The 26,290-nt window shown below is 43.9% G+C and carries 23 protein-coding genes; 11 read left to right on the forward strand and 12 right to left on the reverse strand.

All coding sequences use genetic code 11. The annotated features are described in order from the left end of the window. The first annotated feature begins 150 nt into the window (after positions 1 to 150). The 3 genes from JK628_RS01685 (at position 151) to JK628_RS01695 (ending at position 4,014) form a co-directional block, all read left to right on the forward strand. Positions 151 to 879, forward strand: coding sequence for a hypothetical protein (locus JK628_RS01685; protein ID WP_202287561.1), 729 nt, complete (start codon positions 151 to 153; stop codon positions 877 to 879). 103 nt (positions 880 to 982) lie between these two features. Beyond that, entirely contained in the window at positions 983 to 2,392 is a 1,410-nt protein-coding gene (locus JK628_RS01690) for a DUF4145 domain-containing protein (protein ID WP_202287562.1), read from the forward strand. 338 nt (positions 2,393 to 2,730) lie between these two features. After that, entirely contained in the window at positions 2,731 to 4,014 is a 1,284-nt protein-coding gene (locus tag JK628_RS01695; RefSeq protein ID WP_237524111.1) for a hypothetical protein, read from the forward strand. On the opposite strand, the gene JK628_RS01700 is transcribed toward JK628_RS01695, so the two are convergent. Continuing rightward, positions 4,004 to 4,336, reverse strand: coding sequence for a hypothetical protein (locus JK628_RS01700; protein ID WP_202287563.1), 333 nt, complete (start codon positions 4,334 to 4,336; stop codon positions 4,004 to 4,006). The two genes, JK628_RS01695 and JK628_RS01700, sit on opposite strands and share 11 nt — an antisense overlap. Positions 4,337 to 4,454: 118 nt before the next feature. Further along, positions 4,455 to 5,450, reverse strand: coding sequence for a LysR substrate-binding domain-containing protein (locus JK628_RS01705; protein WP_202287564.1), 996 nt, complete (start codon positions 5,448 to 5,450; stop codon positions 4,455 to 4,457). Between the two features lie 101 nt (positions 5,451 to 5,551). Here JK628_RS01705 and JK628_RS01710 point away from each other — a divergent pair, with 101 nt between their 5' ends. Together JK628_RS01710 and JK628_RS01715 are read left to right on the forward strand one after the other, a co-directional pair. After that, positions 5,552 to 6,754 carry a multidrug effflux MFS transporter gene (locus tag JK628_RS01710; protein ID WP_202287565.1) on the forward strand — a complete coding sequence of 401 codons (1,203 nt, stop codon included), beginning with the start codon at positions 5,552 to 5,554 and terminating at the stop codon, positions 6,752 to 6,754. Positions 6,755 to 6,905: 151 nt separating this feature from the next. After that, a complete protein-coding gene (locus tag JK628_RS01715; RefSeq protein ID WP_202289677.1) occupies positions 6,906 to 7,508 on the forward strand; it encodes a tRNA-uridine aminocarboxypropyltransferase in 603 nt (200 codons plus the stop codon). Between the two features lie 203 nt (positions 7,509 to 7,711). Here JK628_RS01715 and JK628_RS01720 read toward each other — a convergent pair whose 3' ends face one another. Further along, a complete protein-coding gene (locus tag JK628_RS01720; RefSeq protein ID WP_202289678.1) occupies positions 7,712 to 9,823 on the reverse strand; it encodes an EAL domain-containing protein in 2,112 nt (703 codons plus the stop codon). A 380-nt stretch (positions 9,824 to 10,203) separates the two neighbouring features. On the opposite strand from JK628_RS01720, the gene JK628_RS01725 reads away from it, so the two are divergent. From JK628_RS01725 to JK628_RS01735, 3 genes are all read left to right on the forward strand, one after another. Further along, positions 10,204 to 10,563, forward strand: a complete 360-nt coding sequence (locus tag JK628_RS01725; RefSeq protein WP_237524112.1) for a hypothetical protein — start codon at positions 10,204 to 10,206, stop codon at positions 10,561 to 10,563. 257 nt (positions 10,564 to 10,820) lie between these two features. Further along, entirely contained in the window at positions 10,821 to 11,465 is a 645-nt protein-coding gene (locus JK628_RS01730; RefSeq protein ID WP_202287566.1) for a class I SAM-dependent methyltransferase, read from the forward strand. A gap of 69 nt (positions 11,466 to 11,534) precedes the next feature. Further along, positions 11,535 to 12,512 carry a hypothetical protein gene (locus JK628_RS01735; RefSeq protein ID WP_202287567.1) on the forward strand — a complete coding sequence of 326 codons (978 nt, stop codon included), beginning with the start codon at positions 11,535 to 11,537 and terminating at the stop codon, positions 12,510 to 12,512. A gap of 35 nt (positions 12,513 to 12,547) precedes the next feature. Here JK628_RS01735 and JK628_RS01740 read toward each other — a convergent pair whose 3' ends face one another. Beyond that, the gene (locus JK628_RS01740) at positions 12,548 to 13,231 is read right to left on the reverse strand and encodes a PilZ domain-containing protein (RefSeq protein ID WP_202287568.1); all 684 of its coding nucleotides are present in this window, start codon (positions 13,229 to 13,231) and stop codon (positions 12,548 to 12,550) included. Between the two features lie 368 nt (positions 13,232 to 13,599). On the opposite strand from JK628_RS01740, the gene JK628_RS01745 reads away from it, so the two are divergent. Together JK628_RS01745 and JK628_RS01750 are read left to right on the forward strand one after the other, a co-directional pair. Then, positions 13,600 to 14,931, forward strand: a complete 1,332-nt coding sequence (locus tag JK628_RS01745; RefSeq protein WP_202287569.1) for a M16 family metallopeptidase — start codon at positions 13,600 to 13,602, stop codon at positions 14,929 to 14,931. 77 nt (positions 14,932 to 15,008) lie between these two features. Next, positions 15,009 to 16,406 carry a M16 family metallopeptidase gene (locus JK628_RS01750; protein WP_443020004.1) on the forward strand — a complete coding sequence of 466 codons (1,398 nt, stop codon included), beginning with the start codon at positions 15,009 to 15,011 and terminating at the stop codon, positions 16,404 to 16,406. A gap of 131 nt (positions 16,407 to 16,537) precedes the next feature. Here the strand turns inward: JK628_RS01750 and mutT are convergent, their stop codons facing one another. The 7 genes from mutT to pilB all read right to left on the reverse strand — a co-directional run bounded on the left by mutT (position 16,538) and on the right by pilB (position 23,214). After that, positions 16,538 to 16,933, reverse strand: coding sequence for an 8-oxo-dGTP diphosphatase MutT (gene mutT / locus JK628_RS01755; RefSeq protein WP_202287571.1), 396 nt, complete (start codon positions 16,931 to 16,933; stop codon positions 16,538 to 16,540). Further along, positions 16,930 to 17,169 carry a DNA gyrase inhibitor YacG gene (yacG, locus tag JK628_RS01760; RefSeq protein ID WP_202287572.1) on the reverse strand — a complete coding sequence of 80 codons (240 nt, stop codon included), beginning with the start codon at positions 17,167 to 17,169 and terminating at the stop codon, positions 16,930 to 16,932. The genes mutT and yacG overlap by 4 nt, the downstream gene beginning before the upstream one ends. A 48-nt stretch (positions 17,170 to 17,217) precedes the next feature. Further along, a complete protein-coding gene (gene zapD, locus JK628_RS01765; RefSeq protein ID WP_202287573.1) occupies positions 17,218 to 17,952 on the reverse strand; it encodes a cell division protein ZapD in 735 nt (244 codons plus the stop codon). Between the two features lie 8 nt (positions 17,953 to 17,960). Then, positions 17,961 to 18,566: a dephospho-CoA kinase gene (gene coaE, locus JK628_RS01770; protein WP_202287574.1), complete on the reverse strand. Its 606-nt coding sequence runs from the start codon at positions 18,564 to 18,566 to the stop codon at positions 17,961 to 17,963. Between the two features lie 597 nt (positions 18,567 to 19,163). Beyond that, the gene (locus JK628_RS01775) at positions 19,164 to 20,075 is read right to left on the reverse strand and encodes a prepilin peptidase (RefSeq protein WP_202287575.1); all 912 of its coding nucleotides are present in this window, start codon (positions 20,073 to 20,075) and stop codon (positions 19,164 to 19,166) included. Positions 20,076 to 20,152: 77 nt separating this feature from the next. Next, positions 20,153 to 21,424, reverse strand: a complete 1,272-nt coding sequence (locus JK628_RS01780) for a type II secretion system F family protein (RefSeq protein ID WP_202287576.1) — start codon at positions 21,422 to 21,424, stop codon at positions 20,153 to 20,155. 80 nt (positions 21,425 to 21,504) lie between these two features. Further along, a complete protein-coding gene (gene pilB, locus JK628_RS01785; RefSeq protein ID WP_202287577.1) occupies positions 21,505 to 23,214 on the reverse strand; it encodes a type IV-A pilus assembly ATPase PilB in 1,710 nt (569 codons plus the stop codon). Between the two features lie 394 nt (positions 23,215 to 23,608). On the opposite strand from pilB, the gene JK628_RS01790 reads away from it, so the two are divergent. Continuing rightward, the gene (locus JK628_RS01790) at positions 23,609 to 24,967 is read left to right on the forward strand and encodes an O-antigen ligase family protein (RefSeq protein ID WP_202287578.1); all 1,359 of its coding nucleotides are present in this window, start codon (positions 23,609 to 23,611) and stop codon (positions 24,965 to 24,967) included. 443 nt (positions 24,968 to 25,410) lie between these two features. Here JK628_RS01790 and JK628_RS23410 read toward each other — a convergent pair whose 3' ends face one another. Then, positions 25,411 to 25,782 carry a prepilin-type N-terminal cleavage/methylation domain-containing protein gene (locus tag JK628_RS23410; RefSeq protein WP_443019983.1) on the reverse strand — a complete coding sequence of 124 codons (372 nt, stop codon included), beginning with the start codon at positions 25,780 to 25,782 and terminating at the stop codon, positions 25,411 to 25,413. Positions 25,783 to 26,290 lie beyond the last annotated feature (508 nt).

A 26,290-nucleotide genomic window follows, 5' to 3' on the forward strand; every position in this document is an offset into this window, starting at 1 on the left:
TTTACTAGTTTAACGGGTTTAACAATTTGTTTGCAGTTTTTTTACTTTTAACAAATAGCGAATACGTGATTTCAACTGTGCATTAATTACTAAACTTGGGTATCCTTAGCCCTAATTCGTGTTATTCAATTTCATTTTTTGGAAAACCCTATGTCATTATCAGCCATCTTGACTCAAGCATTTAATTTTTTTCGTAATAATATTAGCCAGTTAGCAGCTTTAACTGTTCCAGTGTTGTTTATCCAGGTCGGTATTCAACTGTGGTTGAGTTTAGAGATAAGCACTGCTGATCTTGAAAACCCCCAGTTTGGCACCGTTCATATGGTGGCGATGATGACGTTGTTGTTAGTATTTTCGTTTTTAATTGCCGCATTAACACTATTTTTAGAGATCCGCTCACAAGGGCACAGTCCTAGTAACGGTATGATATTAAAAACCAGCTTGAACTTTGTTCCCGCTTTACTGTTGGCTGGAGTATTTTCAGGTCTTGCTGTGCTGGCACCGTTCTTCGTGCTTCTGGCGATCAATCCAATGTTAGGCATTATTGGCTTGGTGATTAGTATTTACCTTTTTGCTCGACTGGCCTTTGTTAACTTCATGGTGGTGGTTGAGCGATTGACACCGATGGAAGCCATTAAGCGTAGCTTTACCTTTAGCGGGCCGATAGCGCTGAAAACAATAACGGTATTATTACTTTATATTCCAATCTCTTTAGTGGGCAGCGTATTGGCCATGGGCACACAGCTTGGTGGCGTACCATTACAATTGATTGGTGAAGTCATTGTGGCATTTTTTGGCTTATTCGTTAACGTGGTACTGTTTCGTTTATATATGGTTTCGCGTGAAGACTCAGATGCTCCTGGCAACCTAGAGCAGTAATCCTCAACAAACATCGATAATAATGGCGAATGTTTTTCAGGATATTCGCCGTTATCCTAGCTAAGTCAACGTTACGCATGTAGTTACGGCGTGGGAGCATATCTTGTTAAACGATATTGAATTCGTTAATCAGTTTTCAGTTGAACTGGGGCAGGATTATCGCAAGGCTAAGAGCTTTGTAACCGATGTGCCAACACAAGCTTTACTTCATGTTAGAAGCTTTAGCCATAAGCTAACCAGCTTACTGGCTGAAGAACAGGCTATCCATTTCGAGAGTCCCAATCTTTACGATCGTATTGAGCAGCTAAACCAACGCAGACTTATCGATGTAAAAACCACCCGAGCCCTGCATAAGCTACGTGCCGATGGTAATCGTGGTGCCCACCCAGAAAAGTATCACCTGACTCCTGAACAATTGCAGCAGTTAAGCCAACGTGCAATTAAAAATCTACTGCAGCTGGTGGATTCACTGTTTAGTCTGGTGACAAATGACAACAAGCCTGAATATTACTTTGAAGAGTTTGATGCCTTAGCGGGCAGGGACTTGTGCTATCGCGCGGTGATGGAGCGGGATGCTGAATCGCAATATCTTGTCGGTATGTCGCTTAAGACACGAGCATTGATGCAAAGAGAGCAGGAACAAGCACTGCAAGAGAGTCGCGAAGACAGGGTCAAAGACCGCTCTACAGCATCATTCAAGCAAGCGAGTTATTGGTTTTCTCAAGCCGCAGATGATGATGTGAATGCACTCTATGAGCACGGTGTATCATTAATCCATGGTTACAGCGGCGAGTTTGATGTTATAGCGGGTGAACAGGCCATCGCAAAGGCAGCTGCCGAAGGTGTTGCCAATGCCATGGCGTTGTTAGGTTACTTTTATTTAGTGGGTAGTCAGCATTTTGCAGCGGATGTTCAACTTGCAGAGCGTTATTTGAGTCAAGCGGCAAAGCTCGAGCAATCAGAAGCGATGGCAAATCTCGGTGTGCTTTATTATCAGCAGTCTGATCTGAAAACAGCTTATAAGTATATTAGTCGCGCGGCGAAAGCCGGCTTTCCCCATGCACAATACCATCTAGCGTTAATGTTAGCTCGTGGTGAAGGTTGTGATGCCGATGCAGTAAAAAGCGAGCATTGGTTGGCTGAGGCCGCTGAACAAGGCCAAGTCGATGCGATGTTCTCTAGAGCCCAGTCGATGCTTCATGATGACAATGCATTGGGAGAAGATTACTCGCAGGCAGAAAGCTATTTACGTGAAGTCATTAAATACGGCCACAGTGTGCCTGCAATGATCGAGCTAAGCATTGCACTTGCTGACGGCATGCTAGGTCGTATTGATGTTGTTGCTGCAGCTTCTTTGTTAAAACTTGCCCGAGAACACGCTAACGACGAAGAGCTGGCAGTTATCGAACCGTTATGGGCTTCACTTGAGCAGCAAGTGCTCTCTGTTATTAAAATGACAAATTCGGCGAAAGAAAAAGAAGCGTTAGCGAAAGCGGCTGAGTTACTTAGCTGAGATGAACAAATCTTTATATTGATTGGTATAACTTGTACTCATTCTCGCGCCATTAGCGTTGATAATACACTCACTATTAGTGAATATTAATTCTTTTCATCTTCCCAAAATTATACCAATGAACTAAGATGCGTGAACCAAATGGTGAGTGTGCTCATTGGTTATAAACAGAGTGCCATAAGCACTTAGCGGTTGATTGCCCTTATCTTTGCTACCACCTCAGTCTTTCTGACTGTAAACTGTTTGTTCCACAAGTATGTGAGCTACCCTTACGTCTACTGTTGTATACATTATGCAATGCGTGTAGATTGGCGGCAATTAAAATGCTGGAGCGCTACATGTCTTATTCTGCCACCAATGAAGCAAAATCCATTCTTGCTACTCGTACTTATTCAATAGCGAGTAATCAGCAACTGAATGATTTTGCAGAACGCTATACTCGATTAGCGCTTGCTATTGGCCAGCATGATGAGCATTACGTCGATGCCTACTTTGGTCCTAGGACATGGCAAGAGGAAGCATATTGGCAGCCTATTGCAGAACTTAGGTTGCAGTACGAAGAGGGGAGCCAAGTACTGGCAGCATTTGGCCAGAATAATCTTGATACAGAGCTTCGTGGTCGATATTGTTTCCTTGAAAAGCAGTGGCTATCGATAGGGGCGTATTTAGACCTATTAGAGGGTGAAAATATCAGTTTTGATGAAGAAGCCCGGCGGTTATACGACACCGCTGTTCCTGAGTTTTCATTAGCAGAATTACAAAGTATTCATCAAGAACTCAATAGTTTATTACCAGGTGACGGGACATTACAGCATCGCTTTACTGAGTTTAAATTATCCTATATCGTGCCTAAAGATAAAGCGCCTGCGGTATTTAATGCAGCAGTTAATAAGGCGCGTGAGTTAACGAAAAAGCAGTTCACCATACCTGATCATGAAAGTTGTGAAATTGAGTATGTTAATGACAAAGTTTGGACCGCATATAACTGGTACAAGGGTAATTACCACAGCTTAATTCAACTCAATCAAGATCAACCATTAACGATTGAACGCTATTTGGAGTTGGCTACTCACGAAGGTTATCCCGGCCACCACGTGTTTAACGCACTGCAAGAACAGTTATTGGTAAAAGAAAAAGGCTGGTTGGAATACTCGATCTACCCCCTATACAGTCCAATCTCATACCTCGCTGAAGGTAGTGCTAATTATGCCTTACAGCTATTGATGACCCCAGATGAGATAATATCATTTGAACGTGACGTATTAATGCCGCTGGCAGGGCTTGATGCAGATCTGGTGTTATTTCACAAGGTTTTTGGTTGTATTAAGCGGCTTGGATACTTTGAGAATCATGTCAGTAAATTATTAACTGATAAACAAATAGATCTTAAAGAGGCCGCTCGGCTGCTGGTAGATGACGGGCTCTATACTCCCTCAAGAGCTGAACAGCGGGCGCGTTTTTTTGATCAAAATCGCTCGTACATTATTAACTATAGCGTCGGTGAAGATGCTGTTGCAGCGTGGGTGGAGAGTGCTACTGATGATAAAGCGCTGCAGTGGGAGCGATTTGAGGCCCTATTATCAAGACCTCGTAGCGCATCTGCAATGAAAGTTACTCGTTAGGGTTGTGCTCAAAGGTGCGGCCTGCGACTGTTGATTGAGCCGTGTTGTCTCGGAAGACACCCTCTTGATAAACATTGTCAGTCTGATTTTTCTGGAATGCTTGTCCTGCTTGTTGCTTCTTGAAACGCGCGAGCTGACGTTTAAGGAAGATGCGGCCAAATAAGCTTAATGCAATAAATGTGATGGCACCGAAAAGCAGCAGAAATGGTAGCGCGACTAGGGCTAAGGTCATAAAGGCCAAACCGATAATGAATGCTAACCAGCCACGAGAGCCAGAAAATCGATTTTGCATTGGGTTGCTTTGAAACTGGTTGTAAATCATATGTTCTCCAAAATTTCTTAATCGTTAGCTTACACTAAAAAGATGAATATTGACTGAACGGGTAAGTTAACTCATTGCATATTGCCGATTATCTAAGCAGATATCACGTTAATAAAGGTTAATCTTTATTAGCTTTTATAAATTGTTTGATACCCGGTGAATCGAAAGCTGTTGAAACACTTTGGCAAATAATGTTCTTTACCCACTGATGCCCTGGGTCATCATCGTTTCTTTGGTGCCAAAGTAATACATATGCAAGGGGCATAAACTCAAACGGCAGAGTGAGCTCTGTTAGCGGATATAGTTTCTTCGCATGTTGTGCAAAGCTTGCAGGCAGGGTGAAAATCAAATCGCTGTGGGCGCAAATACTCGCAGCGCCATAAAAGTCAGGTACTGTGGTACTGATACGACGGTGATGCCCTAAATCTGCTAGATGATAATCTAGTGCCCACCAATCATTTCCTTCGCAGCGTACCTGTACATGGGACATCTCAAGATAGATATTTAGATCCCAATGACCTGCTGCTATCGTAGCGAGTAAAGGATGGTCTTGCCTGACTAAGCAAACCTGTTCATCGGTAAAGAGCGTCTGATGAGCAATTCCTTCGGGCAGTTGATCAATCTGAAAGGCGGATTGTGGGTGAAGATCGCGACCTGAAATACCGAAATCAATCTGACCTTGTTGAATAGCAAGGGTCGAGTTCTCAGTCCATACATAGCTGTCTAGCTTAAGGTTTGGCGCCTTGGTTAGCAGCGGGCTGATAAAATAGGGGATGAGTGTTTCATAGGCACTCTCTACCATGGCAAATGAAAACTGCCGCGTACTGCTGCCGGGTTCAAAACTAGGGGGTAAAGTTAGTTGGTATAAACTCTGTAAACTTTGAGGCAGTAATTTTCCAAGCTGTACGGCGTGAGCGGTAGGCTTTAAACCGTGAGCAGTGCGTAAAAAAAGTGGATCGCCTAAGGTATCCCGTAAGCGATTAAGGCTCTTGCTCAATGCCGATTGACTGACATGTAACCGGTTTGCCGCGCGGGTAACGCTACGTTCCTCTAATAGTATTTGAAGGATAACAAGCAGGTTTAAGTCAATACGTGCCAAATTCTCTAGTTTCACTAGATATTCCTCAGTGGAAATTCATTATGGAAATAATATCATTTCTGTTCATACCATAGTTTGATTAATATAGTCGTGTTTACAATATTTTGAGAAAGAAGATGCGCCGTAATTTATTACCTATTTTAATGTCGATGGTTGTACTCAGCCCTTTGGCTATCGATATCTACTTACCTTCAATGCCAGCGATGGCGGCAGAATTTGCTGTTTCGGCTAGTGAAATACAATCAACCTTAGTGTTGTTTCTTTTTGCTATGGGTACTGGACAACTACTGATCGGGCCGTTAGCCGACCGTTTTGGAAGACGACCTGTCGCATTGGGCGGTATTATTCTTTATATCGCCAGCAGCATGCTGGCAGCCGTCGCCGTTGAATTCCACTGGTTGCAGTTTGCCCGTGTATTACAGGGGTTAGCGGCTTGCTCGACCTCTATTGTAGTCTTTAGCGCGGTGCGTGACTGTTTCTCGCCCAAAGAGAGCGCACGGTATTATAGTTACCTAAATGGCATGATTTGCGTCATTCCTGCACTGGCTCCGACATTAGGTGGTTTACTGGCGCTGCAATTTGGTTGGCGTTCAACCTTTGTTTTTATGACTCTGTACGCCATATTAATCCTAATTTTTGTTGGCTATCGTCTACCGGAAACGCGCCCTAAAAATACCGTCAGCTCAGGGCCGTTATATCGTTGGGCTCGCTATAAGCCGGTCGTTTTAGAGACACACTTTCTGTTTTATGCTTTTGCCTGTATGGCGGGAATGGCAGCGATCTTAAGCTATGTGTCGTATGCGCCTGTGTGGTTGATTGACCGCTTGGGTGTCTCTGAATTGATGTTTAGTGGATTGTTTGGCTTGAATGCAGCAGTTAACATCGTCGCGTGTTTTATAGCGCCTTTGGTGATGAAAAAGCTAGGTAACCGTCCAACGGTGATTGTTGCGCTGTTGTTTATGCTTGTGTCGGCAGTGACTCAAGTATTACTGCAGGTCGTTGGTCCACAAACAGGCTTAGCGGCAGCGTTTAGCTTTATGTTACCAATGATGTTGCTCTGTATTGGCTTTGCGTTACTGCTTGGTCCTGCAACCAGTATGGCGTTATCGGCATTTGGTGAGAGAGCGGGTACTGCAACTGCAATGTTGGGCTTTATTCAAATGAGCGGTGCGTCACTGCTGACAGCGCTAGTGCAACAAACAAGTTTGCCGGCACCATACGCAGTTGCATTAGTGATGGGCGGGTTGGCGATTATCTTGCTAGCTATGATGGCGATGTCTCGCTTTGATCATTGGCACCAAGAGCAACATGCTTATTAAAATTAGAATGAAATGACCATAGCCTAAAGCGACGGTTAACCATATAACACCCTTTAACCTGTATGAATTAACCGTTCATGCAGGTTTTTTTTGCCAATAAATTTAGTAAACTTGGTACTATCAAGTTTGTCTCATGAATAGGTTTTTACTTTTGTCTCGTGCTAACTGTCCTTCGTGCCACTATCCATTAAAAGCGTGTTTGTGTTCCAGCATCAAACAGATGCAGGTGAAAACTGAGCTGATCATTTTGCAAGACCCCACTGAAGTGGGTCACGCTAAGAATAGTGTTCGGCTGTTAGAGTTAGTCATTCCACAAACTAAAGTGGTAGTGGGTGAAACTGCTGCGGACTTTTCTCAGCTGCGTGAGCAGCTGGAGTTGACCGATAAACCGATATTCTTAGTGTATCCATCAACCGCAAGCCGCTCAGTAAGTGATATCGTGATCGATACTGATGTGATTCTATTATTACTCGATGGTACTTGGCGTAAGGCCTATAAGTTATTGCAACTTAATCCGTGGTTACTGAATTTCCCCGCTTTGCATCTTGATTTAGATGGCGCTTCTAATTACACCATACGTAAAGCGAGCCGCAGCGATAGTTTGTCGACATTGGAAGCGAGTGCAATGATGCTAAAAGTGATAGAGCCGCAACAAGATGTGACGCCACTTACCGATGCATTAGCGGCTTTAGTTGAGCTGAGATTGGCGTCGATGCCGGTTGATGTGCGTGCTAGATACCTAGAAAAAAAATAGACGTCGGATTTGTGATTTATATCGGCTATACATCGATAAAACATTATTGAAGTCACGCTAATTCAATAATAGATAGGGTTTAATAGAGATGTCATCTAAATTAGCTGACGTAAGAGGCTGCCTCATTCACGGCTTTTGCAGGGGAGCGAACTGGATTTATTCAGGTGATTGATGCAGCCATCTTTCAGTACAATATTGCTTGTTTAGGCTTTTTTCAGAAGACTTAACGATTCAGAGGCAAAAACTTCGGCAGTTGCCGGCCAGCCAAAGTAATAACCTTGACCATATCCTTTACCCATCTTCAGTAATAGTTCCTTTTGAGCTTTGGTTTCGATCCCTTCTGCGATATAGCTAATGTTTAACGTATGAGCCAGTTGCACCATAGCTTTACATAACTCCTTACCTTGTGGCTCATGCAGTCGTTGCGCAAAGCCTGAATCGATTTTCAAACAATCGATCGGTAGGGAGCCTAATCGGCTTAGCGAGCATAGACCTGCACCAAAATCATCAATGGCGATACCAATATTAAGTTGCTTTAGCTCGCCTAGTACTGCCGACATCTGTGTTGGTTTGCGGATCAAGGCTGACTCTTCAATTTCAATAATCAGCTTGTCTGCGGGTAACTGGGTTTGCTGTAAAACCTTGGTTAACATCGACACAAAATCCGGGTGTTCTAGCTGCGACGTTGAAATGTTTACTGTAATTTTCAACTGGTCGTTGTACAACCCATGCCATTGGGTCATTTGCGCGCAAGCTTGTTTAATAGCCCATAAACCAACACTTACCATCGAGCCGGTTTCTTCTAGTAATGGGATAAACTCTTGGGCATCTAAGATATCACCATTACTGCGTTTCCATCGTAATAGCGCTTCAACAGCTATAGTGTTATTGGTTTCTAAATCGACTATTTTTTGGTATACCAAACTGAACTGATTGAGACTTTGTGCATGCCTTAAGTCATTGAGTATAACTAGCTTTTTCTCTGCGGCTTCTCTTATTGCAGCGTTGTAAAATCGAATGTGATTCGGGCTTTTCTTAGCGGAATACATGGCGGTATCAGCCATGCTGAGTAACTGATTTGCTTCATAGCTTTGCTGCGGAAACAAGGATATGCCAATACTGGTGCTTAAATAAAACTTCTGCCCATCGATCTCAAAAGGGGCATCAAACAGGGAAAGTACTAGATCTGAAAAAGCTTCAATCTCTTGTTTGTTCTTGCACTTTGGCAGCACTAAGGTGAACTCATCGCCGCCGAGACGGGCGATCTCTGCGTCGTCCAGGCAGCAGGTCTCTAATCTAGCTGCGACCAGTTGTAAGACTTTATCCCCAGTGGCATGGCCGAAACTGTCATTAATATTTTTAAAGCCATTGAGATCCAAAAACATCAAGGCACCAATCAGCGAGTTGTGCTGCCTGATATTATCAATGGCCTTATTAAGAATTTTTATAAGGTGAAAGCGGTTGGGCAGGCCAGTGAGTTTATCGTACATGGCTTGCTGGGTAAGCTTGGCTTCCAGTCGCTTTTTTTCACTGATATCGCTGAATAAATTTACGAAATACACACTGTTATCGGCATAGATGCGCCGGCAACTTTGCCAGGCTGGGAATTTTGAGCCGTCAGAACGGTACTTACACACCTCACCTTGCCAGTTATCTTTATTTCTTAATGGGTTCGGATCAATGTCATCGTTAAGCATCGCTTCAAGGTTTAGTTCGCTGGGTGTTTTGGTCAACATGTGTTCAGCGCTATAGCCACAAATACGGCACATGGCCTTGTTAACAGCCAAGATATGATTGTTTTCATCAGTGATATATACAGCTTCTGCACTGTCTTCTAAGGTGATCGACATCAACTCTTTCGGAAGACACTCGAAGCCATTAGTTGATTGTGGCCGACGCTTTCCACGTCGGTCCATAGCCATGAATTGGACCAATACAACGTCATTGCCATCGAGATTGAACGGATAAAGAGTGACCTTTGTCGGTAGCTCAGTACCTTGCTGACTTAAGTGTAACCAGTTAAAGGCAACGATATTTCCATGGCTGGCTTCACGCAGCTGTTGTTGGCCATACTCGATGCTATTCCGCCCTGAAGACTGGATCCTTGGGGAAAAATCATAGGGAGTAGCGTTGATGAATTTTTGTTCGATAGTTTCGAAGTAGCTTAGCGCGGCTTGGTTTGCAGCAATAAAGCGGTAACCTTGTACAATTGCCAGAGCGGGCGGAGATTCTGCGCTATCGAATTGAATAAGCTGCTCGGAAAGAGAGGGGCTGGCAGATTTTAGCCGAGAGTATAACTCTGACCATTTTTGCATACTCATTTGTTCCGCTCCCTCATAACATTATTCAAATAGCAGCTATAGATTGAAAAGTGAATAAATCTAGAGTTTTAGCAACTCCTTTCCATTAGCGTCAAAAATACCTTTATTTGACGCTTTGTACAAACTTGTTGTCACTAAACTTTATATTTAGTGACATTACGGGAGGTTAATCTAATTTTTGAAGCAGTTTGTAGTTGAAAATGAAGGATAAAATTGCGTGTTAATGAATTTGTTTCGTTCTGGCATAATGCACAAACAAAAAGCAATCAACGAACCATGCAGTTGTTATATACCCATCCCACTAAATCCTGCATCTTCAGGTAAGATGGAGATAGTGTGGTTTATTGACCGACACAGATAGAAGGAATTGTTCGATGATGGCACTGAAATCACCTTATATAGTATGGATAGGCGCAGTTTTGCTGTGTTGCCTTAGTCGTCATATCATGGCCAGTGATGAGGCTTCACTGGCTGAAAAAGGAGAGTCAGCAAAGACGCGCTCTTTAACAATAGAGCAAGAGCAGTTAAAGAAAGCCCGTGAAGCGTCTAGTTTGCATACTGAGCAAGAGGAAAAACGATTGTCTAAGGCTGAGCCAAGGGATTGGGAAAGTGAGCAGCGAGAAAAGGCACAGCAGCAATTTAAAGCACGAGAATCAAGAGAAGACAAGTATCTGCGTGAGGCAAAAGAAGCGGCAAAGAAACAGCGGAAAATCCCTAAACCTGAGTTGGATTAGCTCATTTGAGTCTATACCCATCCAACCTGAATATGCAGGATTCAGTGGGAGTTTAATGGGCTTTACTCTGTGTTATTGATTTTACTAAGGGAACAACCATTAGTGGTAATCAATGCCTTGATTAAAACCCATCGCCGAAGGCGTTGTGCAAGCCCACTTCGTTGTTGCACTCACTTAAAAGGGAATAACCATTTCTACATTAATGCGCCTAGAATTGAACTGGCACAACGCCTCTGAAACGAGCATCTTCAAGTAGGATGGGTATATGTCCTTTGTGTCAACAGTCGACTTTGACCGCTTTTCATCAGGATCAAGTTCGGGCGTATCGGCGCTGTGAACACTGTTGCTTGGTTTCTGTGGCCGCTTCGTTTCAGTTGAACCTAGCTGACGAAAAAGCGATCTACGATCTGCATCAGAATGATCCGAGTGATCACCACTATCGGCAATTTCTTTCTCGGGCAATTAGTCCGCTGTTCGAGCGGATAGAACGTTATGCTGAAGGGCTGGACTTTGGCTGTGGCCCCGGGCCAACTATTAGCGTAATGGCCGCGGAGTCTGGGATCAGAGTCGATAATTATGATCTGTACTATTTTAATGCTCCTGAGTTGCTCCGGCGTCAGTATGATTTTATCACCATGACTGAAGTGATAGAGCATGTGGCAGATGCGCTGGGATTATTGCAAACACTAGACTCTTTGCTTAAGCCGGGAGCTATTTTAGTGGTGATGACTAAGCGTGTAATTAGTGAAACCGCATTTTCAACATGGCACTATAAGCGAGATTTAACCCATATCAATTTTTACTCGACAGAAACATTTGAGTGGATCGCGGCCAAGTTTAATTGGACGCTTGAGGTGATGAGTGAGGACGTGGTATTTTTTACAAAACATATGCATCACTGAATCTAACCCATTAATTAAAGGTTTAAATTCAAACAATTTATAAATCATTAGTTTAACGGAATAATCAATATGATAAACAGAATGCCGCTTGCTATTTGTTATGCAGTACTGGTATTTGGGCTGCTAGTAAATGGCCTAGTGCAGGCAAAGACACCCTATTCAATCGCATTTCTCGATAAAACCGAAGCCGCCTTAGTGTTGACTCAAAACGACGATTTTATCCAGCGTGTGAGTCAGTTTGATATCGACGCGAGAATGAAACAGGCCGATGCACAGTCTAAAAGTGATTACCTTTCGTTTGTTGCCAAACAGACAATGGACTGGAGTGAGCAAGAGCAATTAACGCTTACCAAGGCGTTTGATAGTATCAGCGCTAAGCTCATTGAGTTGAATATCAGCTTGCCCGAGCCTATTCAGTTTATTAAGACGACTGGGCTAGAAGAGGGTGGAGCGGCCTATACTCGTGGGCAAGCGATTATTCTACAGGCTCGCCAACTTGGCAATGAAGAGGGACTTCCTCGGCTGTTGGCCCATGAACTATTACATGTCTACTCTCGATTTAACCCTAAGGTTAAGCGGCAGTTGTATCAGGCCATTGGTTACCATTACATCGGCGATATTGATTTTCCAAGCCAGCTTGCGCAACGTAAGCTGACTAATCCTGATGCACCTATAAATGACTTTGCTATACGGGTTAACTATCAAGATAAACTAGTGTGGGTAGTCCCTATTCTGTTTGCTGATGTTGAACGATATGATATTGAAAGAGGTGGTGAATTCTTTGATTATTTGATGTTTGAATTTGTCATTGTTGGGCGTGAAACAAAAGCGAGTAAAAGTGCTTATGATGCCGCTGCGGCTGAAATCATCGCGGTGCCAGAGTTAAAAGGCTTCTTTGAGCAGGTGGGTCGTAACACCAACTATATTATCCACCCAGAAGAGATTGTGGCTGATAACTTTGCTTTATTGGTTACCGGAGAGATCGCATTAAAATCACCCAAAATCTTGTTCAAGATTGAACAGGTCTTTAAGCAAACTAATCAGTAATTAATCGTCAGCAATCAGTAACCACAAAATGCTGGTTACTGATTTTTAGGGTTTAGATGATGCAAGATAATCTTTTGCAGCATATTTTCAGTTTCATCGTGTTCCGCTTCCAAAATTAATCCATATTGAAATTGCTCTGATGGGCTTTCTGCATCTTGTTGGTTTTTCACCGTAACCAAGGTCTCGATTGTTTCGTTTTGCTCATCGAGGTTAACCTGTAATAGGTATTGGCTGTCGAGTTTAAAGCCCTCTATCTTCTCACCAACAAACGCGCCGCCCTTGATTGATATATCACGTAGATCGCCATGAGAAATGACCTCACCGCTGGTGGTGCAAACAAGACTCGCGGCAACGTTAATCGGGATCCTAGCGTGCTGCCTAAGTGCAACGGTTTGTAGCGCTTGGGGGTAATCAATGATTATCCAGCTACCAACCACACTGACGATTTTCTGGATACGACTTCTAAAGGCTAGAATGTTGGCGTCATGCTCATCGCTATTGACTACGCGCATGATAATGCTTTGACGTTCTCGAATAAATGGAGCCGCAGCTTGCCAGGCTTTATCGTTGCCGTGAGCCAAAATTATCGAACGACCACAATCAACACCAATCAATTTACTGCGCAACCGAATCGCTTGTGTCGGCGTAAGGATCTGCAGATGAACCTCGGTGTTACAGGTTAAATTATCAAGTGTATTGAAATCATTTTCTGTTGGCATAGTCAGACTTATCGTGGCAAGAGTCATTGTTTGAAGCTAACACAAAATATTGCTTTTGGTCAGGTTTAAGTGGGGCTCTTTGTTAAGCGAGTGGCCACGATGTTGAAAAACAGAGTCACAGTTATTATCGAAATACAGGGTTAATCTAGCAGCGCTTAAACCATACCATCGCATCAATCTAATCAAATGGATTAGCCATTATCGTTAACAAACGTTGCCAATTATTTACCATGCGTTACAAATAATTGGCCTGGTTATTTGATTTTCGTGACGATTTGCTTTGTTATGTCAGCTGAATAAGTCCAAATGGTTAGTATAAACTGATATTTATATGACCAAGACATAAGTGCTCAAACAAGGAGCGAATAATGAAGCGCTATACCAAGGCATTGTTGCTATCAGCGAGTATGCTATTTACAGCATCAGCAGTTCAGGCAACAGAAGCCAAAGATATTCAAAGTTTCACGCTGGAAAACGGCATGAAAATAATGGTGTTAGAAGACAGTTCAATCCCTAATGCCAACATGTACCTCTTTTGGAAAGTGGGTTCTCGAAATGAGGTCCCTGGCATTACCGGTATCTCGCATTTCTTCGAGCATATGATGTTCAATGGCTCTAAAAAATATGGTCCGAAAATGTTTGACCGCACCATGGAGGCTGCTGGCGGGGCCAACAATGCTTACACTAGCGAGAATTTAACAGTTTATACCGATTGGTTCCCTGCTAATGCGCTTGAAACCATCTTTGATCTGGAAGCGGATCGTATCGAAAATCTCGATATTAGTGCCGAAATGGTTGAAAGCGAGCGCGGCGTGGTAGCCTCTGAGCGATTAACCGGACTAGAAAACTCTAACTGGCGTAATCTGCAAGAGGAGCTAAAAGGGGCTGCATTTAGAGCTCATCCTTACAGCTGGTCAGTGATTGGCCATGAATCTGATATTGCCGCTTGGACATTAGATGATTTAGTTCAGTACCATAAAACCTATTATGCGCCGAATAATGCGGTGGTTGTTATTGCTGGGGACGTGAAGCTGGCTGAGGTTAGACGTCTTGCCAATCAATATCTAGCCCCTATTCCAGCTCAAGCGCCACCAAAAGAGGTTAAGACAGTTGAGCCGCTACAAAAGGGTGAGCGTCGGGTATTTGTGCAGAAAGCATCGGTGAGTACACCTAATGTGATGTTGGGCTATCACGTGCCAGCGACTTCAAATGCGGATTACTATGCGCTAGACCTGTTGTCCTCTATTTTAACCACAGGTAATAGCTCGCGCATGTATCAAGCTTTAGTCGACAAGCAGGTTGCGATTGAAGTTGAAACCTATATGCCAATGTCTTTTGATGCCAACCTCTTTTATGTCATGGGCGTTGCCAACCCTGGGGTGACGGCGACCGAACTTGAAAAAGGCATGATTGCTGAGATCAACCGCGTTGCGCGTGAAGGTGTCACCGAAAATGAGCTTGCTAAGGTTAAAAACATTAAGTTAATGGGCTTCTATCAAGCGATGGAAACCATTAATGGCAAGGCTAACACAATAGGAACGTATGAACTGTTCTTTGGTAGCGTTGATAAGCTCTTCAACGCACCTCAAGCCTATAACAAGGTAACCCCTGCTGATATTCAACGTGTAGCGCAAACTTACCTTAAACGTTCGAATAGAACCGTTGCTGTGCTGGCTGCTGTTGAGGAGACTGACAAATGAAAACACTAATTACAGCCCGAGAGCACACTGCAGCATGGCTGCCAAATATAACTAAAACGAAGCAAGTTGTAAGCGCGATGACCATTGCCAGCGTAATGGCACTGACAGGCTGCGCTGCGACAGACGTGAAACCCAGCACAGTGGATACCGGTAGCTTTAGTGTGCCAGCTTATCAGCAAGTGACGCTTGATAACGGCCTGACTATCTATCTAATGCCGCAAACAGAAGTGCCGCTAATCACCGTTAATGCGACTATCCGTGCCGGTGCAGTAAACGATACTACCTCAGGTGTAGCAGAGATTACTGCCGCCAGTTTGATGCTGGGCGCTGCTGGTAAAACTAAGCTGGAAATAGAGCAAGAGGTCGACTTTTTAGGTGCCAGCCTTTCCAGTGGTGCGGGCAAAGAGGGGAGCTATCTCAGCGCTAACTTTATGGCAAAAGATGCTGATGTCATGTTGCCTTTGATCAGAAGTATTTTGTTATCACCGGACTTTGATGCAACTGAGTTTGATAAGTTACGCCAGAGAGAAATTGCGGGGCTAGGGCAATCTAAAGAGAGTCCTCGTGCCGTTATCAGCCGCTATTACGACAGATTGATTTTTGCGGATCATCCATACGGTAATGCAACATCAGGCAATAGTAGCTCCCTAGCAGAGCTTAATGTGTCGCAGCTACGTGCTTTTCATAAGAGCTACTATCAGCCATCAAATACCGCTATTAGCATCGTGGGTGACTTTGACGCCACGGCAATGAAAGCTAAATTGCAGCAATTATTTGCTAAATGGCAAGATAGCGAGCCTGTTACTCGCTTGGACCTACAGTTGGGCTTGCCAACGCTTGATGCGAGCAATGTGCTGTTAGTCGATAAGGGTGATGCTGTTGAAACTACTTTTCTAGTGGGTGGTATGGGTATAAGCCGCGACAATCCTGATTTTGTTGGTTTAACCGTGGTCAATACCATATTGGGCGGCCGTTTTACCTCATGGTTAAATGACGAGCTAAGGGTCAATGCGGGACTAACCTACGGTGCTCGCTCAGGCTTTAGTGCTTATTCAGCTGCGGGTACCTTTAGGATTAGTACTTTTACTAAGACGGTGACGACTAAAGAAACCATCGATCTAGCGCTGAAGACGTATAACCGCTTATGGGAGCAAGGGCTGGATCAAGCAACGTTAGATTCGGCTAAGGCTTACGTAAAGGGCCAGTTTCCACCTAAGTATGAGACCAGTGGTCAGTTAGCCGGGTTGATGTCTGATATGTATCTTTATGGGTTTGATGACGCATTTATTAATGAGTTTCAAGCCAAGGTCGATGGTTTAACCTTGCAGGAATCAAAGCGTTTAATCGATACCTACTTCCCTAAAGACAACCTACAGTTTGTTATTATCGGAAATGCAGCCAAGATCGCGCCAATTGCGCAGCAATACGGCACGGTGAAACAGGTCGATATTAAAGATGTTGGTTTTGGTGGCTAAGCGATAACTTGACGCTGATTATCTTGAGTTTAAGTGATATACCCATCTTCAAGTAGGGTGGGTTTAGCATTAGATAATCGATCAAAAAGCCGCGATGAATATCGCGGCTTTTTTGGTTTATAGCATTGCTCTTATACAGTCGCTAAGATCTTCTCGACAATCGCTTGATTCGCTGCGGGAAATTCAAATGAGGCTAAATCTGCTTTAGCGACCCACCGTACCATTTGGCCCTCTACGCCATGGGCAACCCCAGAGAAATCTTTCACCCAATGAATATCAAGCAGCACTCTTTTATCACCATAATCATGCTGGATCTTCATCATAGCTGTTGTGCTTGATACGCAGAGGTCGACCTCCTCTTTTAGCTCTCTTATTAGCGCTTGAGAGGTGGTTTCGCCTGATTCCACTTTCCCGCCTGGGAACTCCCATTTCCCGCCTTGGTGCAGATGGACGTGACGCTTAGCCAATAAAATCTCATTGGCTTCGTTTTCAATCACACCTACAGCGACATGGATTTGTTTGCTCACTGCTTATGGTCATCCTTGGTATTGTCGTCACCCATAAAGAAGTGCGCATCATCGTAACCGAGTTGATCTAACATCTCAGGGTCAAACTCAGGCTTAACAGGAATTGCATGCTTTTCTGACGCCCAATCACCGAGATCAATTAGTTTGCAGCGGTCGCTGCAGAAAGGCTTAAATTTAGAATTGTTATCCCAGGTGACTTCTGTTTGGCAGGTCGGGCATTTTACAGTAAGAGACATAATTGGATTAACTAGCGTTGAGAATGAGAGTGAGACGATTTTATCGCTTTAAGGACAGGTTGCCAACTCAAACTGGATCGATTGATCTGAGTGCTTCTGTTTATCAAACTGCACAAAATGGATCGCATAACGATTCTTATGACCGCTAATGGTCGGGTAGCAACCCTGTTCGGCTGTTATTTTAACTCTAATGAGCGATAGTGCTTGCTCACTGTTACCCTGATAAAACCCAGCAACGGCTTTATGCTCGGTATACTCAGTTGCCTGTCTGGTTAAGTCGAGCAGTAAGTTAATCGGCGATAAAAGGCTGGCAAACTGGCTCATCCACTCTTGATATTCCGCTTGACGAACTTCCCACGGTTTAGCGAGCCAAAAATGCAGTTGCGGTAGATCGAAATTACAGCTGGCGCCGGGCATTTTAAATCGCTGTCTCAGTGCGGCAAGAAAGCGGTCCTGTTTTAACTGTACCCCAGGGCGGTCTGATACTTGTAAAATCTTTCGTGCAACGCTGAGTTTGGCAATATAAGTTTCGACTTCCTGATTATTAATTGTCGGCAGGGATTGCCATTTGGAGAGTGCAAAAAGCTGTCTGTCTATGTCTTTAAGCACTTCACCACGGTAATCGCAGCGCTCGGTGAGTTCACACAGTGAAAATAGGGGGTAGAAACAGCGGTGCTGGTGGTCGTGATCTAAGTTGGCCTGTAATTGCTCAGCCAAATACTCTAGCCTTAAGTAGCTACGTATTTTTTCATTAAGTGGTTGTTCATAGATCAAATCAGTCATGGCGTTATTTAAGCACTACTGGATAATTTTAAATAAAGTGTGTTTAGTGCGCTTACCTTGCACTTTAACGCCGATATCTCTCCTTGATTGTCTATGACATCATCAGCTTTTGACAGTTTCTCGGCTCTACTGGCCTGACTGCCTATTATATTTTTTACCTGCTCGGCAGAAACCCTATCTCTGTGTATTGTTCTCTGCTGTTGTAACTCCGGTGAAATATCCACCAAAAGTGTACGTTGCACTAACCTATCTAACCCGTTCTCAAATAGCAAGGGCGCAACCATAATTACATAATTTGATTGCGCTTCTTTACAGTTTTTCAGCATAGTCTGCCGAATCAACGGATGTAATAAGTTATTTATCCATAAGCGTTGTTCATCGTTATTAAAAATCAGCTCTCTTAACGCTGCGCGATCTAAATTGCCATCATCGAGCAAGACACTGTTACCAAAATGGTTGACGATGGCATTGAGTCCGTGTGAATCCTTACTAACCACTTCACGCGCCACGATATCGGCATCGACTAAGGTGATACCAAGATCGGCAAAAAGGTTAGCAACCGTCGTTTTTCCGCTGCCGATCCCTCCGGTGAGTCCTACGATATAATCAGCCATATTGCCTTATTTATACTAATTGATTCTGAAAGCAGAGAAGGTCCTAGCTACTAGGACGTTCGCCAGCTCACTACTAGGACGGACTACGTCCTGCTAGGAAATCAACAGAAAACACCATTTGGCTTTTGATGTTGATTTTATGCTTTGCTAGAGCCTATCTGAAAGCAGAGAAGGTTCTAGGTACTAGGACGTTCGCCAGCTCACTACTAGGACGGACTAGGTCCTGCTAGGAAATCAACAGCAAACACCCTTTGGCTTTTGATGTTGATTTTATGCTTTGCTAGCACCTTCTTTTAAAGTAGGTCGGCATTTATGCCGTCGCTTTTCTCTTTTCTCGTTTTCACCGTAAGCGAAGCGTTCCGTAGTGACGAAGGCCGTTCGCCAGCTCACTGTTAGGACGGACTAGGTCCTGCTAGGAGATCAACAGCAAACACCATTTAGCTTTTGATGTTGATTTTATGCTTTGCTAGAACCTAGAACCTAGAACCTAGAACCTAGAACCTTGAACCTAGAGCCTAGAACCTAGAACCTCTAATACTCGAGCCTAGAACCGCTAACATCCGAGCCTAGTACATCTAATACTAGAACCTAGAAGCGTTATAACGTCGAAATATACCACTGGCTAATCGAATCGCCCCATATCATGGCAATCCAACCTGCGGCAGCAATGTATGGCCCAAAGGGGATCGGGTTACCTTGGTTAAGCTTTTTAAAGGCGATCAATGTCAGGCCAACAACTGCACCGACTAATGACGACAGTAGTATCACTATGGGCAATACCTGCCAGCCAAACCAGGCGCCAAAAACTGCCAACAGCTTAAAATCACCATAGCCCATCCCTTCCTTGCCAGTGACCAGCTTAAACGCCCAGAACACACTCCAGAGGCTTAAGTATCCGGCGGCGGCGCCGACAATGGCATCAGACATAGACACAAAGGCGTCGCTTAAGTTTAAGACTAGCCCTAACCACAGCAGCGGGAGGGTGATTTGATCGGGCAGTAGCATCTCATCGAGATCAATACCCGTCAGTACCACAAGGCCAAAGGTCAGTATTGTGCTAAATATAAACTCGGGCGTTGGGCCGAAATGCCAAGCGAGAAAGGCCACTAAGCAGCCGGTGATCAACTCTACCATCGGGTAGCGTGCCGAAATGGGATTATCACAGGCAGCGCATTTTCCCTTTAACATTAACCAACCGAATATCGGTAGATTATGCATCGGCTTAATATTGCTTTTACACTTCGGGCAGGCGGAACCAGGCACCACTAGGTTGTACTTCTTAGGAAAAGCATCGATAGGGGCGTTAAGAGCGGTTTCGTTCTGTTCAAATACAGGCTTTTTATATTCAGCCAGATAGTGGTTGCACTCTTGCTGCCAATCTCGCTTCATCATCACAGGTAAACGGTGGATCACCACGTTTAAGAAGCTGCCGATAACGGCGGAAAATACAAAGCTAAGCGATACAAATAACCAAAGATTCTGGTTAAAAATAGTAATTAATTCAGTCATTATTTTTTCTTTATTTTGGTATTAACAAAAGTTCTTTATCTAGATTTTAGTGATAACGGTAATTGAGGTAAAGCAGTCTAACCACCGACAACATTACCGAGCTGGAATATCGGCAGGTACATGGCAACAATTAAGCCACCAACCACAGTACCAATCACCACCATCATAATCGGTTCAATCAGGCTTGATAAGCCATCGACGGCATCATCGACCTGCATCTCGTAGATATTGGCCACCTTGTTGAGCATATTATCAAGTGAGCCAGACTCCTCACCAATCATCACCATCTGGATCATCATGTCGGGGAACAGCCCAGTGGTGCGCATCGCCACGTTCATCTGCATGCCGGACATCACCTCGGTACGAATATCGAGCACCGCCTTTTTGTATACCGCATTACCGGAGGCGCCTGCTGCAGATTCCAAACCATCGATTAACGGTACGCCAGCAGCGAAGGTTGTAGCAAGAGTGCGGGCAAACTTGGCCATGGCGCCCTTATGTAATATCTCTCCGACGATAGGTATTTTTAATACTAAAGCATCAATTTTGTCGCGAAATAGTTGTGAGTTACGGTGAACACGCCTAAAGCCCCATAGCGCAGCAATAATGGCAATCACAAACAGGTACCAGGAGGCTTGCAGCCAACGGGACAAATTAACCACTACTTGAGTGAAAGCCGGCAGTTCTGCACCAAAACCTTGAAATATCGTTTCAAACTGTGGTACCACAAACAGTAGTAGCAGTGCGGTGACAATTATCGCCACTATAACCACTGAGGCAGGGTAGAACATCGCCTTCTTTATTTTTGACTTTAACGCTTCAGACTTCTCGCGATAAGTGGCGATGCGGTCAAATACCGCGTCCAGTGAACCAGAGTGTTCGCCGGCGGCGACCAGATCGACATACAGATCATCAAAATAGAGTCGGTGTGGCCGCAGTGAATCAGACAGTGGAATGCCCGATTGCACATCATTGACAATAGTGGATAACAGTTCGCGCATCTTGGGCTTTTCATGGCCTTTACCGAGCAGTTCAAGGGTGGTCACAATTGGCACACCGGCTGCAAGCATTGTGGCTATTTGGCGGGTAACCATGGCGATATCCATGGGTTTGATTTTCTTCTCTGAACTGAACAGCGGCGCCGATTTTTTCCGCACCGATTTGGGGATAACGCCCTGAGCTTTCAGTTGGGCGCGAATTTCAGCGCTAGAGACGCCGCGCAGCTCACCACTGGTGCGGCGGCCATCACGGCTAACCCCTGCCCAGGAGTAAGTGACTACTTTAGGTTGGCTTTTTTGGTTTTTCTTTCTATCTCGAGCTTGTTTTGACAGTCTGGTTGCAGTCGCCATTGGCACCCTTGCTATTTAGTGTTGTTATTATTTGCTCTTGTGGCTCACTTTTTGGTGGTTCACTCTTCAAACTGGAGAGTTTAGAAACTAGTGACGCGGTTAACCTCTGCAATACTGGTGACCCCTTGGATCACCTTTAACAGCCCAGAATCTCGCAAGTCACGCATCCCCTGTGATTTAGCTTGCTTGAGAATTTGCAGTGAATTACCGCCCTCCATGATGGTGCGGGCAATCTCGTCAGACATCTTCATCACCTCGTAAATACCGACACGGCCCTTATAGCCGCCAGAGCATTGCTCACAGCCGACAGGCTTATAGGAGGTGATCCCTTGCTCGAGCTGCAGCTGGCTAAAGCCTAGTTTAAGCAACTCATCATTGGGGATGACTTCAGGAGTTTTACAGGCTTGGCACAGTCGTCTCGACAGACGCTGGGCAATAATTAAGTTGACCGAGCTGGCAATATTATAGCCGGCGACGCCCATGTTGATAAGGCGGGTTAGGGTCTCTGCGGCGGAGTTAGTATGCAGGGTCGATAATACCAGGTGACCTGTTTGCGCCGCCTTAATGGCAATTTCAGCGGTCTCTAAGTCACGAATCTCACCGACCATCACCACATCGGGATCTTGACGTAAAAATGAGCGTAGTGCCGAGGCAAAGGTCAGTCCGGCCTTTAAATTAATGTGTACCTGGTTAACGCCTTCAAGGTTTATCTCAACCGGATCCTCGACGGTGGAGATATTGCGCTCGGCGGTATTAAGAATATTTAGTCCGGTATACAGGGAGACGGTCTTACCTGAACCCGTAGGTCCGGTAACTAGGATCATCCCTTGGGGTTTTTTGAGCATCTCTTCGTACATCAGTCTTTGATCATCTTCATAACCGAGCTTTTCAATGCCGAGTTGCGCCGAAGAGGAGTCCAAGATACGCATTACAATTTTCTCACCCCAAATGGTGGGTAGGGTACTAACACGAAAATCGATCGACTTAGTGCGGGACATCTTCATCTTGATGCGACCATCTTGCGGGACTCTTCTCTCCGCTATGTCAAGCTTTGACATCACCTTCAATCGAGCGGAGATGCGCCCCGACAGATTCACCGGCGGCTCAGAGACCTCCTGTAATATGCCGTCGATACGAAAACGGATGCGGTAACGCTTCTCATAGGGCTCAAAATGCAGATCCGATGCACCTTTACGAATAGCATCGGTGAGAATTTTATTGATATAGATAACGATTGGTGCGTCATCTTTACCATTTCCTGTCTGCTCTTCATCGCGTTTATCGGTATCGGTCACCTCGATGCCCGCAAGCGCTTCCTCATCGATAGCGCTCAGGTCTAACGCGGTAATATCCTCTTCGAGCACCTTCTCAAGGGCTTGAATCAGCTTGTCATCTTCAACTAAAACCGCTTCGGCGTGCAAGCCTGCACTGAACTGAAAATCCTCCAGCGCTGCAATGTTAGTAGGGTCGGAAGTGGCAATATAGAGGCGGTTACCGCGCTTAAACAGCGGCAAACATTTATGTTTCTCTATCAGCTTCTTATTGAGGAACTCATCGGGGATGGCGGCAATGTCAAACTCATCGAGATCCAGTAGCGGGGTGCCATACTCTTCGTAGCAAAGCTCGGCTACTTCACGAGCTGATAATAGTTTGATCGTAATTAAGGTGCGCACTAAAGATTGCTTGTGTTTACGGGACTGCGCTATTGCGTCCGCCAACTGTTCTTCGCTCAGCAGTCCTTTGCGAATAAAAAGTGTCGATAATCCCAAATGTAGGCCTGTTGATGGCATAGGCTTTTCCGTTGCACACAAGTACAAAAATCATAACGGTTTTTAAGCGTTTTGTCATTGTAGTTGTGAGTAAAAATTGATAATGAAAAAGACAAAATAATGTCGAATGACAACTTTAAATAATACTGTTTAAAACAGTGGTTTACGTGGGTTTTTATGCCGCCTACCGAACCTCCATTAATCTTAGAGTGTCAATTGCCATAAAATTGACATCAACTTTTTGTTTAAGCCAATAAAATCACGAGTTTTGAGTTGAGAGGTAGCATGCAAAACGAGGTTCTCTTAATCGTTGTAGAGCTAAAGTCCAGAAATCATAAGGATGTGTTCATGTTAGTTGTTACTATAGCTAAAACATATGTTTCTGAATGAAAATTGGAGTGTTTGGAGCCGTGAGATGTTATTGAAAACTTATGCTTGGGGAGTCGTTGCGACGTTCGCAATCCTATTCTTGTTGGGGACTGTATTTTCATTCAACCTTATCCCCATTGTTAGTATTGATAATGGATATGACTTTAAACGACTTATAGTAGTTGGTTTTATTGCTATATCATCACTTGGCTTACTTGCAGTAAGAGGTGTTGAGCTGGTTAAAGTATCCACATTGACCAAAATCCTTTTTAGTGGATTTACGTGTTTGGCTGCCTATTCCGCATTAGCGAGTAAACACCCTTATTGGGGAATGGTTGAAATTGCCAATATTGGCTTGCTGGTCGTAGCATTTTATGTGCTTTCGGCGTGCATGAGGGCTATTGAACAAGATAAGTTGCACTGTGGTGTTTACGCTTTTAGCTTGTTGTTCTCTGTGTTGACGTTTTGTAAGTATATTCTGTTTCTTTTGTTCTCCTATTTTGATGCGCAAAGCTTTAATATTCACGGATTATTATCGGGTTACGTTAATGTTAGATTTTTTAATCAACTGCAAGTGATGCTGGTACCGTTGCTATTTCTGCCGTTTTTTTGCCAAGGTTTAACTAAATTTGGACGGGTATCAATCGTTGTTATTGCGCTGCACTGGACCGTACTATTACAGACAGAAGCTCGGGGAGGAATACTCTCTCTCATTCTTGCATTGAGTGTGATGCTATATTTCTTATCCCCAGATACTCGCAAAAAAATGGTTTTTACCATGCTCAAATCAATGTTGATCGGAATGTCTCTATGGTTAGTATTTATCATTCTTATTCCATATTGGCTAATGGAGGGTTCAAACTTTCAAATTAGAACGGGCAGCTCTGGACGTATCGATCTTTGGCTCTATGTCCTTAAATCAATTCCTGAACAACCTTGGCTTGGGTTTGGTCCAATGAGCTTTACTTGGGCGGAGGGAAGACCATTACCAAACGCTCACCCACATAATTCTGTCATGCAACTGCTTTATGAGTACGGCGTTGTTGCATGTATTGCTGTAACAGCATGGGTGCTTAGCTGTGTGTATCGATGCTTAGCTGGTATACAAGAGGCTATAAATGATCATTCTGTTCCGGTTACCTATGCAGTGTTGGCTGGTCTCATCTATTCATTGATCAGTGGTGTCCTAGTTATGCCAATGGCACAATTTTTATTGGTGTTTTTGCTGGCGATACAGGTGCAATTTTGCACAAATAGTTTGCGTAAGATTGGATTAGAGGGGCGGGTGTTGCTGTTTGCTGCGCTAACAATAATCATCTATTTACTATTGAGTTCCTATCAGAACGAAGAACTACTACCGGCATTGTTCCCTAGATTGTGGCTCAATGGCTTAATTGGCGATTAGTTATATTCTTGGTGGACATAAATAATTTGGACTGTAATTTTGAATAAACTAGAACTTTTCAGTAAGTGACTTAGTTATTGTATGCTGGCCTAAACCCAGTTGAAGTTAAATTGGTCATGATTTAAGCTGCTTAAATCATTTATTTTGCTATCCTTTGGTGGGCGAGAGGCTGGCGCTAGATTTACGTGAGCTAAGTTAAGGTTTTAAGCATGTTGCTATAAAGATGCTGCTTGAGTTACTGCCTCAAGTTATAGGAAGATATGTATAAGTCATTAAAGCCTAATTTCTGGAATCAATTCGCTATTCGATTAAAGGCTAGAACAAAAAAAACCAATGAGTATCAGCTTTTTTGGTTCTAGTCACTTTAGAGTAATCGTGCATTATTCATTTTTAGCCTAGCCGAATGGCTTTGCTGTTTTTAAATGCTCTTATACTTTTTAATCTTAACTACCAGCGCTACAAGTAGTTGTGCTCCAGTTACAAGTAATTGTAGTCGTCGATTCATCCTGAGCTGAAGTTGTGGTTGTACCAGTTAGACCTGCAAGGTTAGCAGGCTTACCGAGTGCACCTGTACAGGCGCTAGGGGCATGCGTTGGTATATCAGCTAATTCGCCTATAACAGCCGCAGCAGCAGCTTTAGTATATCCAGAGGCTTCACTTAAGCAGGAGTTGATTTTGCTCTTGTTGATATACTCTTTGTAAGCAGGCAGTGCAATTGCTGCCAAAATACCGATAATCGCTACTACAATCATCAATTCAATTAGGGTGAAACCCTTAGCGTTGTTCATTTTTGCTCTGTTCATCATCTTGTTCATGTCTATCTCCATTAGAAATCATTTAAGTCAGTGCGGTAATGTTTGGTTATTGCAACTGCTTAGTGTAATAGTGCTTCAACCTTGCCTGATGCTCCTGCGCTAGCATGTCGCCATATCCGAAGCTGAAAGCTAATGGGAGAATATATATCGCTAAAACATCTAGCTGAAATATTTTCCTATATAGCCGTTAGCGCGACCTAAGGTATCAGTGTCACTGTTATTATGTAATTCGTAACTCTATATCCAACTATTATTTAGCTTTTACTAAAGCCTTGTTTAGCTCTTGCTTAACTTCTTATTTAACGCTATCTAATTTACAGCGATAAAGCTAGCTTATACTCATTTTTCCAAGTTGTTTGAAAAGTTAATCCCAACGTATCTAGATGATATTTTGGGGCTCTCTTTTGTAAAACTTAAAGCGTTAACTCAATCTACCTTGCTTTGTGCATACTAAACTATTAACTAAAGTCTAAACATTAATCGTGTATTTAGTGTGCATATTTAAACA

This window comes from Shewanella sp. KX20019 (assembly GCF_016757755.1).
GTDB lineage: Bacteria > Pseudomonadota > Gammaproteobacteria > Enterobacterales > Shewanellaceae > Shewanella.